Genomic DNA, 14304 nt, shown 5'->3' with positions numbered 1-14304 from the left:
ACCATTTCGAGAGCGGTGGTCCACTTGCTGGTACACGGTGGGTAGTCACCGCTATTACGTCTGTGACCAGCGCAAACGTGCCAATGATCGAGCGCGGGAATTAGTCGTGCGTGACAACTTCTCGCGGTGTTTCGGGGAGGTCTTGCGAGGCGGGGCCGGGCGTCGTTAATTTGACTGGACGTAGCGTGGTTGTAACACGCGCATTCCAACCCTGCCCCCTATTTCTGGCGTGCCCTCGGCGTCAGGGAGGACGATCCGTGAGACACAGAAAACAGGTCCGGAGGCTGACCCGCCTGGGCGCGGTCGCCACCGCCGCCATGGTCGTGGGCGGACTCGCCATCGGCACGGGCACCGGAACCGCCGCCGCGGGTGAGCTGAACCAGACCTACTCGTGCACCTTCCCGCTGATCGGCGACCAGACCGTCTCGGTCAACATCAAGACCAAGGACAACCAGCCCGCGTCCATCGCGACCGGCACCTTCACGCCGGTCATCGAGATCACCGCCGTCTCCAACGCCGGCGCCAACGCCACCCAGGGCCTGCGGCTGGTCGGCGCCGAGACCATCCAGGGCGTCGCGCGCGCCACCTCGACCGTCGACGGGCCCGGCACGCAGGGCGACCTGACCGTGCAGGTCACCACGAACGTCCCGAACCAGCCGATCCCCGCGTCCGGCGACCTGATCGTCAACGCCGCCGGCGTCGCCCCCGGCCTGCGCTTCGACCGGCCCGGCACCGCCACCCTGTCGGTGACCGACCTCGAACTGGAGATGACCCCGCTCAAGGCCGACGGCACGCCCACCGGCCTGGGCACGTTCATCGCGCCCTGCACGCCGGCGCCCAACCAGCCGACGATCCTGCAGACCTACGAGGTCACCGGCGCGCCGGTCACCCCCGAGCCGGTGATCGGCAGCGGCGCCCACCCGCCGCTCAAGCAGGTCTACAACTGCCCGTTCCCGCTGATCGGCAACCAGAACGTCACCGTCGACATCAACACCAACCCGCTGCCGAACGAGATCGCGCAGGGCACGTTCACGCCGAAGATCGACATCACGGCGGTGTCCAACGCGGGTTCGACGTCCACCCAGGGCCTGCGCCTGGTGGGCGGCGAGACGATCCAGGGTTCCGCCCTGGCCACCTCGCTGGTCTCGTCGCCGCAGGGCCACCTGGCCGTCCAGGTGCCGACCGCGATCCCGAACCAGCCGATCCCGCCGTCGGGCGACCTGATCGTCAACGCGTCGGGCTCCGCGCCGGCGTTGCGGTTCGACCAGCCGGGCACCGCGACGCTGTCCGTGCACGACCTCGTCCTGACCATGACCCCGCTCAAGGCCGACGGCACGCCCACCGGCCTGGGCACCTTCACCTCCGACTGCGCCCTGGTCGACGCCGCCGCGCGCAACGTCCTGCAGACCTTCACCATCACCGGCGCGGCCGACACCGAGGCGCCGGCGAAGGTCACCGGCCTGACCGCCGGCGAGACCACGCAGACGTCGGTCCCGCTGTCGTGGACCGCCGCCACGGACAACGTGGGCGTCGTCGGCTACGACGTGCTCTCCGGTGGCACGGTGGTGAAGTCGGTGGAAGGCACGTCCACAACCGTGGACGGGCTCACTGCGGACACCTCCTACTCCTTCACCGTGGTGGCCAAGGACGCGGCCGGGAACCGTTCGGCCGCAAGCGATGCGGTCACCGCGCGCACCAAGGCCGCGCCGGACACCCAGAAGCCGACCGCGCCCGGCCCGCTGACCTCGCCCGCCGCCACGCAGACCTCGGTCACGCTGGAGTGGGGCGCGTCGTCGGACAACGTGGCCGTCGTCGGCTACGACGTGCTGTCGAGCGGTTCGGTGGTCAAGTCGGTGACCGGTACGTCTACCGTTGTTGACGGTCTGACCGCCGACACCGCCTACACGTTCACCGTCGTGGCCAAGGACGCGGCGGGCAACGTGTCGGACGCCAGCGAGGCGCTCACCGTGCGCACACCGGCCGCGCCGGACACCGAGAAGCCTTCCGCGCCAACGGGTCTGACCGTGACCGGCACCTCCGCGACCAGCATCGGCCTGTCCTGGACCGCCGCGTCCGACAACGTCGGGGTGGTCGGCTACGACGTGTTGTCCGGCGGTTCCGTGGTCGAGTCGGTGACCGGGACGACCGCGACCGTCGACGGGTTGACCGCCGACACCGAGTACACGTTCACCGTGGTGGCGAAGGACGCGGCGGGCAACGTGTCGGACGCGAGCGCGGCCGTCGCCGGTCGGACGGCCCAGCTGCCCGACACCGAGAAGCCTTCCGCGCCAACGGGTTTGACGGTCACCGGCACCACGCAGTCCACGGTGTCGCTGTCGTGGGCCGCCGCGTCGGACAACGTCGGTGTCGTCGGCTACGACGTGCTGTCCGGCGGGACCGCGGTGAAGTCGGTCGAGGGCACCACCGCCGTGGTGGACGGCCTGGCTCCGAGCACGGACTACTCGTTCACCGTGGTGGCCAAGGACGCCGCCGGCAACCGGTCGGACGCGAGCGCCGCGGTGTCCGGCCGCACCGGGGACGCGCCGGACACGCAGAAGCCGTCCGCGCCGTCCGGCCTGAAGTCCACCGGTGAGACGACCTCCAGCGTCGCGCTGGAGTGGACCGCGGCCTCGGACAACGTGGGTGTCGTCGGCTACGACGTGCTGTCGAGCGGTTCGGTGGTCAAGTCGGTGACCGGCACGTCCGCGACCATCGACGGTCTGACCGCCGACACCGAGTACACGTTCACCGTGGTCGCCAAGGACGCCGCCGGCAACGTGTCCGACGCCGGCGCCGCGCTGAAGGTGCGCACCAAGGCCGAGGTGGACGGCGTCGCGCCGACCACGCCGACCGGCCTGAAGTCCACCGGGCAGACCGACACCAGCATCGGCCTGGCCTGGGACGCGGCCAGCGACAACGTCGGGGTCACCGGGTACGACGTGTTCCAGGGCGGGGCGAAGGTCGCGACCGTCACGGGCACCTCGACCAACGTGACCGGGTTGACGCCGGACACGGAGTACTCGTTCACCGTCGTGGCGTTCGACGCGGCGGGCAACCGGTCGGCGGCCAGCGCGGCGGTCGTCGCGCGGACCAAGCCGGGCACCGGCACGATCATCCGCTACGGCTACAACCTGGCCGGCAGCACGAAGATCAAGGCCGCGAACGGGACCGTGCGGCTCACCGGCGGCATCGACGCCGGCCTCGACCTGGCGACCGGCAAGTTCGACGCGGACCTGGTGCTGAACCCGACCACGGGCCACTTCAAGATCTTCGGCTTCCTGCCGGTGACCGCGAAGATCCAGTTCGTGCAGGCGGGAAAGACCACCGGCACGCTCTCCGGCGGGGTGCTGAACTCCACGTCGTCGGTGATCGTGAAGCTGCCCCGGGTGTCCGTCATGGGCATCCCGATCAGCACCAGCCCGAACTGCCGGACCAAGACGCCCGCGTCCATCCCGCTCCAGTCGAAGCCCGGCTTCGACCCGCTCGCGGGCGGCACGCTGGCCGGCACCTACACCCTGCCCGAACTCCAGGGCTGCGGTCAGCTCAACGCGCTGATCAGCGCGCTGACCGCCGGGCCGGGCAACACCATCGAGGTCAAGCTGACCCCGAAGGCCGTGCGGTAGGCGCGGTCCGGTCGTCCTGATCGGTGGCCCCGTCGCGGTTGTCGCGACGGGGCCACCGCGGTGTTCAAGGCCCAACAGCGTGGTGGCGGTACGGCGTCGACCATCGCGAGGACGCCGGGGGTGACGGCCGAGCGCGTGGGTGCAGTGCTCTCGGTTTGCCGGGTCCAGGCGCGATGCGTCCGGTCGGGAGCGGTGCTCTCCTGTGTCGGTCGGCGCGGTGCCGGTGGTGCGGGGGCTGTCGCCGGCGTGAGCCGGGTCGTGGCGCTTGTAGCGTGAAAGCATGCTGCTGTCGTCGGCGATCGCCGCGGTGGGACTCGCGTACGTGGTGGCCGGGGTGGTGGGGCGACGGGCTCAGCCGCGCAACCGGATCGGCGTGTTGATGGTGCTGGTCGGTGTGGCCTGGGTGCTCGACTACGTCGTGCCGCGGTCGGCGTTCTTCGGGTTGTTCGTGCTGTCCAAGGTGTGGCCGGCGCTCCTGGCGCACCTGGTGACGGCGTTCCCGACCGGTCGGCTGCGGACCGTGCCGCGCCGGTTGGTGGTGGGGTCGGCGTACGGGTTCACGGTCGCGCTGTGCGCGGCGATCCGGTCGCCCTTCGAGGGGTGGGCGTCGGTCCTGGTGGACGCCGAGACGCCGTTGACCGTGGTGCTGGGGGTGGCGATCCTCGGGTTGCAGCTGCACCGGTGGCGGGTGAGCAGCCTGGCGCAGCGGCGGACGTTGACCTCGATGCTGGGGGCGTCGAGCGTTGCGGTCGTCGTCTATGCGGCGTGGGACCCGATGGCGCGGTCCGGGTTGGAACCGCCGGTGGTGACGTTGATGCTGGCGTTGGCGGGGGTGCCGGCGGCGTACGTGGCGGGGTTGTTGCGGCGGCGCATGGATCGGGGCGGGGTGGCCGACCTGGTGGTGCGGTTGAGCGGCGGGGGCGGTCGCGGGGTCCAGGAGGCGTTGGCGGCGTCGCTGAAGGACCCCGGGGTGCGGGTGGGGTACTGGGTGGCGCCGCAGGAGCGGTACGTGGACGCGTCCGGGGCGGTCGTGGAGGGCGGGGAGGGGGTGGTGCAGACGCGGGTGGACGTCGGGGGCGAGCCGGTCGCGTTGCTGCTGCACGATCCCGGGCTCGACCTGGAACTGGTGGACGCGGCGTGCGCGGCGGTGGGGTTGGCGCTGGAGAACGAGCGGTTGACGACGGAGTTGCGGGCGCGGGTGCGGCAGTTGGCGGAGTCGCGGGGGAAGTTGGTGCTGGCGGCGGACACCGAGCGGCGGCGGCTGGAGCGGGACCTGCACGACGGCGTTCAGCAGCGGTTGCTGTCGGTGGCGATGACGTTGGGGTTGGCGGAGGTCAACGGGGCGCGGGAGTTGGTGGGGGAGGCCAAGGCGGCGGTCCTGGCGACCATCGAGGACGTGCGCGCGGTGTGCCACGGGGTTTATCCGCCTTTGTTGGCGGAGCGGGGGTTGCACGGGGCGGTGCGCGAGTTGACCGCGCTGGTGTCGTTCCGGGTTGATCTTTTGTACGAGGTGGGGTTCGCGCTGCCGGCGGTGGTGGAGACGACGGCCTATTACGTGGTGGCCGAGGCGTTGGCGAACGTGAGCAAGCACGCGGAGGCTTCGGTGGTGCGGGTGGAGATCACGTCGCGGGGCGGGGAGTTGGCGGTGCGGGTGGACGACGACGGCCGCGGCGGGGCTGGGGTTGGTTCGGGGTTGCGGGGGTTGGCGGAACGGGTGGAGGCCGTCGGGGGGACGATGAAGGTCGTCAGCCCGGTGGGGGAGGGGACGAGTGTGCGGGTGGTGCTGCCGTGCGGGTCGTGATCGCCGAGGACTCGACGTTGCTGCGGGAGGGGTTGGCACGGCTGTTGGCCGAGGCCGGGTTCTCGGTGGTGGCGGCGGTGGAGGACGCGGAGGCGTTGGTGGCTGCGGTGGGGACGCACCTGCCGGACGTGGCCATTGTGGACATCCGCATGCCACCGACGCACACGGATGAGGGGTTGCGGGCGGCGGTGTTGTTGCGGCAGCGGTACCCCGGGGTGGGGGTGCTGGTGTTGTCGCAGTACGTGCGGGTGAGTTATGCGGCGGAGTTGCTGGACGCGCGGGCGGATTCGGGCGCTGTGGGGCCGGATGGAGTGGGTTATCTGCTGAAGGACCGGGTGTCGGACTTGGCCGAGTTCGCGGCGGCGATTCGGCGGGTGGGGAGTGGCGGGTCGGCGTTCGACCCGTTGGTGGTGGCGCAGATGCTGACCAGGCGGCGAGGGGACAGCGACGACCGGTTGACGGATCGGGAGCGGGCTGTCCTGGCGCTGATGGCGGAGGGGCGGACGAACCAGGCGATCGCCCAGCGGCTGTTCATCGCGGAGCGGACCGTGGAGAAGCACTGCACCAGCATCTTCGCCAAACTGGACTTGTCGGCCAGCCCCCACGACCACCGCCGAGTCCTGGCAGTCCTCCGCTACCTCAACGGCTAACCCTGCCCGTCTGTTCGTCTCACGTCGGGCGTTCCCCCCACCCCCACCCTCCCAGGCCCCTGGCACAAGCCAGCCGCGCGGCGCGCGCCAAGCGCGCTTCGCGCGCAAGCCGCCGTAGGCGGGCCCGCCGCAGGCGGGTGCTTTTGGTGGCTTTGCGAGGTGGCCTGGGTGGGGGTGGGTGGGTGGAACGCCCGACGCGAGCGAAGCAGCCAGCCCCGGGCCACAAGAAAACCGAAACACAACCCCCCACCCCTCCCCGCCGCCCCACCGCGCCGCCGCCGCCGTTGCCGCGCCGCCGCCCGCTGCTGTTGTTGTCCTGGCCGCCGTCGTGCTGGTGCTGCGCCGCGCCGCCGTCGTGCTGGTGCTGCGCCGCGCCGCCGTCGCGCCTCCGCGGTCCCGGCGCTCGCACTGCCGCATCGCCAGTGCGCCCCCGCCCCGCCCGGCCCCAACCCACTCGCCCGCACCCGCACCGTCCCCCACTCACCCCCCATGGTGCGGCTACCCGCACCTCGGAGTGCGGTTGGCCGGGTGGTTGTCGGCCCCCGGCGTTGCGAGGCTTTGATCATGTTGCAGCAGGGGCGGGTCAAGGCTTCTTATCGCACGGATCTGATCACCGTGCTACTCGGCACGTGGTTCTCACTGGGGCTGTTCCTCGACGCCTGGGCGCACTCCAACGTGCCCGAACTCGAAACCTTCTTCACCCCGTGGCACGCGGTCTTCTACTCCGGGTTCGCCGCCACCGCCGCCTGGATCTCCTGGCAGGTCTGGCGCAACCTCCAACTCGGCCGCCGCGGCCTCTCCGCGGTCCCCGAAGGCTACGGGCCGGCGGTCCTGGCGTTGCCGGTGTTCGCGGTCTGCGGCTTCGGCGACTACCTGTGGCACACCTTCATCGGGATCGAGCAGGGCATCGACATCCTGTTCAGCCCCACCCACCTCGGCCTGGTCACCTCCATGATCGTGATCCTCACCACACCGCTGCGCACCGCCTGGGCCGACGGCGGCAGCCCTACCTTCCTGCGGTTCCTGCCGGCTGGCCTGGCCCTGTCGTTCGCCACCGCGCTGGTCCTCCTGTTCGCCCAATACGCCGACGCAACCGTCTACGGGGCCGAAGGCGTGATCCGGGCGTTCAGCTTCGAGAAGGGCGAAGGCGGATCCGGCGGGGCCACCCGGCTCGCTGCCTCGATCATGGTGACGAACATGGTGCTGCTCACCCCGCTGCTGTTGGCAGTCCGCCGTTTCCGGGTGCCGGTCGGCACGGCGACCTTGCTCCAGATCGTCGTCATGTTGCTGAGCACCGCGGTCGCCAACTACGAGAACCTCGAAATCGCGGCGGCCTTCGTCGCGTCCGGCATCGTCGCGGACGTCCTGTTGTGGAAGCTGCGGCCGTCCGAGGAGCGGTTGCGGGAGTACCGGATCTTCGCGTTCGCCGTGCCCCTCGTCATGTGGTCGCTGTACTTCGCGGTGGCCGGCGTGTCGGTGGGGCGGATGCCCAGTGTCACCGAGATGTGGACCGGCGCACCCGTCGTGGCCGCCCTGCACGGGTTGTTGCTGGCCGTCGTGTTCGTGCCGACGCGCCGCTCATGAGGGTGCCGGCCGTGGTGGCGGCGGCGTTGGGGTTGCTCCTCCTCCTCACACCGCCCGCCTTCGCGCACGCCGGTGGGTTGACGCCGCAGAACCAGCTCAGCCGGGTCGTGAGCATCGAGCCACCGCTCGCGGGAGTGACAGCTCGCATGGTCAACCACGGGTCCCAACTGGAGGTCCACAACGGCGGCACCACCGCACTCCAGGTGAACGACCTCGTCGTCCAGCCGGGGGAAACCCTGCGGTTCCGGGACGAGCGTACTTCGCAAAGCGAGTGGCAAGTGCCGGTGGGAACGTCCGTGGTGAAGGGTGTCGTGGAGAACTTCCCGCCGCCGAACGTGTGGCTGTGGCTCGGGGTCCTGGTTGCCCTGTCACTGGGCGGAATCGGGCTGGCGCGTTCTCGAACGTTGTTGGCGGCGGGGGTTGTTGTGGTCGCGTTGGCGCATGTGGTGCATGCCGTTGGGTCCACGTTGGCGGTCACGGGCGGCAGTTTCGTGCCGTTGTTCCTGGGGGCCAGTGGGGTCGGGGTCGTGTGCTGGCCGCTCGCCGTGGTGGCGGTGGTGGCCGCGGTTCGGCGGAAGGCCGCTGCGGCGTTCGTGGCGGCGGTGGTGGGGGCGATGTTGGTGGTGGCGGGGATTCCGGATTTCGACAGCTTCCGGTTCGCGCAACTGCCGTTCGCCGGGCCGGCCGTGGTGGACCGGTTGTTGGTGGCGTTGACGTTGGGCGGGGGAGTGGCGTTGGCGGTTGGTGGGTTCTTGCGGATGCGTGAGGAGTTGGCTCGGTGATCCGGGTGTTGCTGGTCGTGTTGGCGTTGGTGGTCGGGTGTTCCTCGGCGCCGGCGGAATCTCCGAGTGAACCTGTGGTGCTCCAGTTGTCCGTCGACGAGCCTTCGCCGCAACGGGTCGAGGTGGTCAAGGGGCAGAACGTCGAGATTACGGTGACCAGCCGGGCCAAGGCCGAGGTCCACGTGCACGGGTTCGACGTGCTGGCGGTCGCGGAGGACGGGAAGCCGGCCGCGTTGAAGTTCGTGGCCGACCGGACGGGGACGTTCGAGGTCGAGGCGCACCCGGACACCTTGCTGGCGCAGTTGGTGGTGCGGTGACGGTCCTCGCCCACGGCGTCGGCGACCGGCACGACCTGCCGTTGCCGTTGGACCTGGTGTTGCAGGCCGCGGCGGTGGCGTTGTTGGCCTCGTTCCTCGGGTTGGGGGTGCTGTGGACCAAGCCCCGCTTCACACCCCGTGCCGACCGAGCGCACCAGCCCGACCGAGCGCCCCAGACCGTCCGAGCGCCCCAGACCGTCCGAGCGCCCTGGACCGTCCGAGCGCCCTGGACCGTCCGAGCGCCCTGGACCGTCCGAGCGCCCTGGACCGTCCGAGCGCCCTGGACCGTCCGAGCGCCCTGGACCGACCGGACGCCCCGGGCCGACCGGTGGTGGCCGCTGCGGGTGGTCGTGGCAGTCGGGTTGGTCTTCGTGCCGGCCGTGGCGTGGCCGCACCTGGTGTTCGTGCTGGGCTGGGTCGGCGTCGCGGTCCTGTCGATGGCGCTGGGGCCGGTGTGGCGGGTGGTCAACCCGTTGCGGCTGGTGCTCCGCGTCTCGCGAAGACGCGCATACCCGGCCTGGCTGGGGTACTGGCCGGCGGCCGCGTCCCTGTTGGCGTTCACCTGGGTCGAACTGGTCGAGCCGGACGCACTGGGCTGGTTCCTGGCGGCCTACGCGCTGGTCGGCGTGATCGGTGGCGTCCTCTACGGCGAAGCCTGGTTCGCCAACGCAGACGGGTTCGAGGTGTACTCGACGCTGCTCGGACGCCTGTCCCCGTTGTGGGGCAACCCGTTCCGGGCGCTGGTGGCCACACCGGTCAAGCCGGGGCTCGTGGCCCTGATCGCGGTGTGCCTCGGGTCGACGGCGTTCGACAGCATCGGGTCCATGCCGTCCTGGGCCCGGTTGGGGGTGGTGCCGGACTCGGTCGGGCTGGTGGGCGCGGTGGCGCTGGTCGCCGCCGGCTACCTGGTGGCCTGCCGGGCGTTCGGGGCCGAGTTGGCGCACTCGTTGATCCCGATCGTGGCCGGCTACGTCGTGGCGCACTACTACTCGCTCCTGGTCGTGGAAGGGCAACGGGCGGTGGCGCTGCTGGTCGGCGTCGAGGGCTTCACACCCAGCGAGGCGCTGGTGGCCCCGGCGGTGGTGGCGTCCGTGCAGATCGGGGCGGTGCTGGCCGGGCACCTGCTGGCCGTGGTGTCCGCGCACGACCGGTCGCTGGCGCTGCTGCCCGCCCAGCGGCACCTGACCGGGCAGGTGCCCCTGCTGCTGCTCATGGTCGGGTACACCGCCGGCGGGCTGGCGCTGCTGTTCGCGGGCTGAGCGCGCGCCATCCGTTCGCGGGGCTGAGCGCGCGCCATCCTCCGATCGGGTCCACCCTGGGGGTCCACCGCTGGGGGATTGGCGACGAGGAGGTCGACCATGACGGACGTCTCTGCCCTGCACGGCCGGTTCGGCGGCACCGTGCTCACCCGGCGGGACGAGGGCTTCGAAGCCGCACGCGCGCTGTTCAACAGCGCCATCGAGACCACGCCCGCGGTCATCGCCCAGTGCCTCAACCCCACGGACGTGAAAGAAGCACTCGCTTTCGCCCGCGACCGAGGACTGCCGGTCGCGGTCAGAAGCGGCGGGCACAGCGTCGCCGGCGCGTCCCTGGTCAAGGACGGCCTGGTCCTGGACCTGCGTCGGATGAACGCCGTGACCGTCTCACCGGACGCCCGCACGGCCGTGGTCGGCGGCGGCGCCACGTGGTCCGCGGTGGACCGGGCCTGCCAGGCGCACGACGTGGCGACCACGGGCGGGCGGGTGTCCACCACCGGCGTCGGCGGGCTCACCCTCGGCGGCGGCTCCGGGTGGCTGGAACGCCGGTTCGGCCTGGCCTGCGACAACCTGCTCTCGGTGGACCTCGTCCTGGCCGACGGCCGCACGGTCACCGCGAGCGAGACCGAGCGGCCCGAGCTGTTCTGGGCGCTGCACGGCGGTGGCGGCAACTTCGGCGTCGCCACCTCCTTCACCTTCCGCGTGCACCCACTTCCCGAGTTCTCCTTCGCGCTCATGCTGCGGCCGGCGGCCCACGGCGAGGAGATGATCTCCCGCTACCGGGACTTCTGCGCCGACGCGCCCGAGGAGCTGGGCGGCGGCCTGCTGTACCTGACCGGGCCGCCGGAGGACTTCGTGCCGCCGGACCTGGTCGGTCGGCTGTGCTGCGGCCTCCTCGTCACGTGGATCGGCCGCGCGGACGAGCTGCGGTCGGTCGCCGCGCCGCTGCTGGACCTCGCGCCGGACACCGCGCTGGTGACCGACATCCCGTACGCGGACTTCCAGTGCAGCCTCGACGACCCGCCCGGCTACCGGAACTACTGGTCCGCCGAGTACCTGTCGGCGCTGCCCGACGAGGCGGTGCGGCGGTTCGCCGACAGCGCCGAGCGGATGCCGTGCCCGTCGCCGTCGCAGCAGGCGCTGCTGCCGTGGGGCGGGGCGGTGGCGCGCGGGACGGACTGGCCGATGGCCAACCGCGACGCGCCCTGGGTCGTCCACCCGTTCGGGCTGTGGGAAGACCCGGCCGACGACGACCGGGCCCGGATGTGGGCGCGCGGCCTGCGGGAGGAGCTGGCACCCTGGAGCACCGGGGCCACGTACCTCAACTTCATCGGCGACGAAGGCGCGGACCGCGTCGTCGCGGGATTCGGCGCGGCGAACTACGCGCGACTCGCCGCGGTGAAGGCGGAATACGACCCGGACAACGTGTTCGACCGCTGGCACAACGTCCTCCCGGCGACTCAGCGTCGCCGCAGCGCGGACACGGTCGGAGCAACCGAGTAGTCCGACGAGGGAGCTGAACCCGCACGCGCGCGGAGCAAAGCCGCCCCGCCTCCGCGTGACGCGCGCGAAGTTCACACGAATGTTGGGCATTGCCCTGCACACGGATGAAGGACCTTGTTGTCGAACGCGCCCGCTCACTACCTTTCGGAAGCGACGAATTCGCAGATCTGTGGAATTCATTCCAGGGCAGTGAGAGGACCGCATGGACGTTTACGCCACGGGTCTGTTGTGGGTCGGCGGCGCGGCCCTGGTCGCCGCGTTGCTCGCCTACCTGATCCGCAAGTACGGCGAGGACCAGGGGCGTCCGGACAACAACGAGGCCGCCGGCCAGGTTTTCACGATCGTGGGCGGCCTGCACGCGGTCCTGGTGGCGTTCGTGCTGATCGCCTTGTTCGACGCGGTGAGCGCGGCGGACGAGTCGTCGTACAAGGAGGCCGACGGCCTGGTCGCGGCCGCCTGGGCGTCCGACGCGCTGTCCAAGGAGACCGGCGACGAGGTCCGCGCGCTGTCCCGCGCGTACGCCATCACGGTGATCAACGAGGAGTGGCCGAAGCTGCGCGAGGGCGTGGACTTCGAGTCGACCGGCTGGTCCCAGCTCGACCGCATCCGCCGGGTCGTCGCCGAGGCGCCCGCGGACAACGAGTGGCAGGTCGACCGCAAGGCCGAGGCGGCCAACCAGCTGTGGCAGGTCTACGAGGCCCGGCAGTCCCGGCTGGACACCGCGGGCGGCGGCGTGAGCACGGTGGTGTGGTTCGTGCTGGTCGTCGGCAGCGTCCTGGCGATCGGGCTGCCGCTGCTGTTCGGCGGGCCGCTGATGCGCACGCACGTGGTCATCGTCGCCACGCTCGCCGCCACCATCACCCTGCTGCTGTACGCGACCTACCAGCTCCAGAACCCGTACGGCGGTGGCGCCGAACTGGGGCCGGACGCGTTCCAGGCGGCCGTCGAGCGGTTCGGCTGAGGCCGTGCTCGAGGTCCTGGCCTGCGTGGCCATCCAGGTCGAAGCGGACCACCACGGCCCGTCGACGGTCTACCGGGTGGAGTTGCCGTCCGGTCAGGCGCAGGTCCTCAACACCCTGGACGTGCGGGTCAACGCGATCGGGTACTCGGCGGTTCAGGACCGGGTGTACGGCGTGGACGGCGACGGCCACGTGCTCGCCCTGGACCGCACCGGCAAGCCCGTGGCGCGCTCCACGGGCCACCCGCACGTGCTCAAGCACGCGGCGGCCGGGGCGGTGGTGGGGGAGAAGCTGGTCGTGCGGGTCGGGCACCTGCTGTTCTGGGTGGACATCGACCCGGCCAGCGACCGGTACCTGAAGGTGGTGCGCCAGGCGTGGCTCTGGCCGCCGCCGCACTCGCTGAACGTGGACGACTTCGACCTGAACCCGGCGGACGGGCTGCTGTACGGGGTGGCGACCCTCCCGTACGGGCACGCGTATGTCGTAGCGATAGACCCCGGCACCGGACGAGTGGACCGCGTGCCCGGGACGGGGAAGTTGCCGGGCACGCACGGTTACGGCGCGGTGGTGATGGGGCGGGACGGCGCGCTGTACGTGACCAGCAACCACCACAACGGGCGGAGCGTGCTGTACCGGGTGGCGTTGGACGGGTCGCAGGCGGTCACCGAGATCACGTCGCGGCAGGCACGGTGGAGCATCGACGCGACGGGCTGCCTGAGCGTCCCCCCGATCGATCCCCCGGACCCGACCGTCCCACCGACCACTCCCCCCACCACCCCACCAACCACCCCGCCGGTCGACCCACCCCTTGACCCACCGCTGGTGCCACCCACGACAACCACCCCGGTCCAGCCGGTCGCGCCACCCGCAGCCGCTCCGACGCCCTCGCCGACCACCACCGCTCCACCCCCACCCACCACGACCGCCGAGCCACCCGCACCCAACCCGACACGCGACCCGATGCGGCGGCCGGAGCCCAGGGCGGAGAAGGTGTCGGACGGCAACCGCAACCTGCAGGAACAACGCCGCTGGGGCTTGGCCGCCATCGTCCTGATCCTCGGCGCCGGCGTAGCCGCCCGAGCCCACGCCCGCCACCGCTGACCGCTGACCCACCGGCATCGGCCCTGTCGGCAGTGACCCGCCGATGCAGCCCCGCCACCGCCAGTTGATCCTCACCGCTCCACACCGCCGGAGGACCAGTACAACCCTGTTGGACGCTCGCGCAGTTCCGCGGCCCGGAAATACGCGAGCGTCCAACAAGTCACTTGGCCCTCTTCCACCTGGCCCGCTGTCGCCGGGCCGCTGTCGCCGGGCCGCTGTCGCCGGGCCGCCGCACTGGCTGCGCCTCCACCGCCGAGTCGCCAGCGCCGAACTGCCGTGTGCCGCCACCGAGCCCCACTGCCGCCGCTGACCCATCGCCGCTGACCCAACCGGCATCGGCCCGCCGGCATTGGCCCGATCACCCGCCGCCACGCTGCTGCTGCCGCCGGGACGCCGCCGCTGAATTCCGCCGCTGAACCGCCACCCGCCGGGCCGCACTGCCGCCGCTGGCCCGTTGGCACTGACCCGGCGGCACTGACCCGCTGGCGCTGGCCCGCTCACCCGTCGCCAGGCCGCTGCCACGCTGATGCTGTCGCCGAGCCGCCGCCGCTGAACTGCCAGCGCCGGGCCGCTGGCGGACCGCCACCGCCGCGCCGCCACCGCCGCGCCGCCACCGCCGCGCTGCTGCCGCCGCGCTGCTGCCGCCGCGCTGCTGCCGCCGCGCTGCTGCCGCCGCGCTGCTGCCGCCGCGCTGCTGCCGCCGCGCTGCTGCCGCCGCGCTGCTGCCG

At 71.7% G+C, this 14304-nt stretch carries 11 protein-coding genes; 10 read left to right on the top strand and 1 reads right to left on the bottom strand.

All coding sequences use genetic code 11. The features are described 5' to 3' along the window. Positions 1 to 257: 257 nt before the first annotated feature. The 10 genes from RIN75_RS09625 to RIN75_RS09580 all read left to right on the top strand — a co-directional run bounded on the left by RIN75_RS09625 (position 258) and on the right by RIN75_RS09580 (position 13576). The gene (locus tag RIN75_RS09625) at positions 258 to 3623 is read left to right on the top strand and encodes a fibronectin type III domain-containing protein (RefSeq protein WP_309111479.1); all 3366 of its coding nucleotides are present in this window, start codon (positions 258 to 260) and stop codon (positions 3621 to 3623) included. Positions 3624 to 3903: 280 nt separating this feature from the next. Then, positions 3904 to 5424 (top strand): histidine kinase, encoded by a 1521-nt coding sequence (locus RIN75_RS09620; protein ID WP_309111478.1) that lies wholly within the window; start codon positions 3904 to 3906, stop codon positions 5422 to 5424. Beyond that, positions 5412 to 6074: a response regulator transcription factor gene (locus RIN75_RS09615; protein WP_309111477.1), complete on the top strand. Its 663-nt coding sequence runs from the start codon at positions 5412 to 5414 to the stop codon at positions 6072 to 6074. The genes RIN75_RS09620 and RIN75_RS09615 overlap by 13 nt, the downstream gene beginning before the upstream one ends. 564 nt (positions 6075 to 6638) lie before the next feature. Beyond that, positions 6639 to 7658, top strand: a complete 1020-nt coding sequence (locus RIN75_RS09610; RefSeq protein WP_309111476.1) for a hypothetical protein — start codon at positions 6639 to 6641, stop codon at positions 7656 to 7658. Further along, positions 7655 to 8440: a hypothetical protein gene (locus RIN75_RS09605; protein ID WP_309111475.1), complete on the top strand. Its 786-nt coding sequence runs from the start codon at positions 7655 to 7657 to the stop codon at positions 8438 to 8440. The genes RIN75_RS09610 and RIN75_RS09605 overlap by 4 nt, the downstream gene beginning before the upstream one ends. Continuing rightward, the gene (locus RIN75_RS09600; protein ID WP_309111474.1) at positions 8437 to 8757 is read left to right on the top strand and encodes a hypothetical protein; all 321 of its coding nucleotides are present in this window, start codon (positions 8437 to 8439) and stop codon (positions 8755 to 8757) included. The genes RIN75_RS09605 and RIN75_RS09600 overlap by 4 nt, the downstream gene beginning before the upstream one ends. Beyond that, complete coding sequence (locus RIN75_RS09595) at positions 8754 to 10016, top strand: hypothetical protein (protein WP_309111473.1); 1263 nt, start codon at positions 8754 to 8756, stop codon at positions 10014 to 10016. The genes RIN75_RS09600 and RIN75_RS09595 overlap by 4 nt, the downstream gene beginning before the upstream one ends. 99 nt (positions 10017 to 10115) lie before the next feature. After that, positions 10116 to 11516 (top strand): FAD-binding oxidoreductase, encoded by a 1401-nt coding sequence (locus RIN75_RS09590; protein WP_309111472.1) that lies wholly within the window; start codon positions 10116 to 10118, stop codon positions 11514 to 11516. 202 nt (positions 11517 to 11718) lie between these two features. Further along, a complete protein-coding gene (locus tag RIN75_RS09585; protein ID WP_309111471.1) occupies positions 11719 to 12477 on the top strand; it encodes a hypothetical protein in 759 nt (252 codons plus the stop codon). A 4-nt stretch (positions 12478 to 12481) separates the two neighbouring features. Then, the gene (locus tag RIN75_RS09580; RefSeq protein ID WP_309111470.1) at positions 12482 to 13576 is read left to right on the top strand and encodes a DUF6923 family protein; all 1095 of its coding nucleotides are present in this window, start codon (positions 12482 to 12484) and stop codon (positions 13574 to 13576) included. Positions 13577 to 14073: 497 nt separating this feature from the next. Here the strand turns inward: RIN75_RS09580 and RIN75_RS09575 are convergent. Then, positions 14074 to 14304: hypothetical protein (locus tag RIN75_RS09575; protein ID WP_309111468.1), on the bottom strand; the 231-nt coding region annotated here is incomplete at its 5' end.

The organism is Saccharothrix sp. (assembly GCF_031180885.1).
Classification (GTDB): Bacteria; Actinomycetota; Actinomycetes; order Mycobacteriales; family Pseudonocardiaceae; genus Actinosynnema.
The sequence above is the reverse complement of the archived record's forward strand: the minus strand, read 5'-3'. Positions and strand labels throughout refer to the sequence as shown.

Excerpts from the sequence above, each read along its gene's own strand:
- RIN75_RS09620 (WP_309111478.1), top strand. The coding sequence starts at position 3,904 with ATGCTGCTGTCGTCGGCGATCGCCGCGGTGGGACTCGCGTACGTGGTG.
- RIN75_RS09610 (WP_309111476.1), top strand. The coding sequence starts at position 6,639 with ATGTTGCAGCAGGGGCGGGTCAAGGCTTCTTATCGCACGGATCTGATC.
- RIN75_RS09605 (WP_309111475.1), top strand. The coding sequence starts at position 7,655 with ATGAGGGTGCCGGCCGTGGTGGCGGCGGCGTTGGGGTTGCTCCTCCTC.
- RIN75_RS09590 (WP_309111472.1), top strand. The coding sequence starts at position 10,116 with ATGACGGACGTCTCTGCCCTGCACGGCCGGTTCGGCGGCACCGTGCTC.
- RIN75_RS09585 (WP_309111471.1), top strand. The coding sequence starts at position 11,719 with ATGGACGTTTACGCCACGGGTCTGTTGTGGGTCGGCGGCGCGGCCCTG.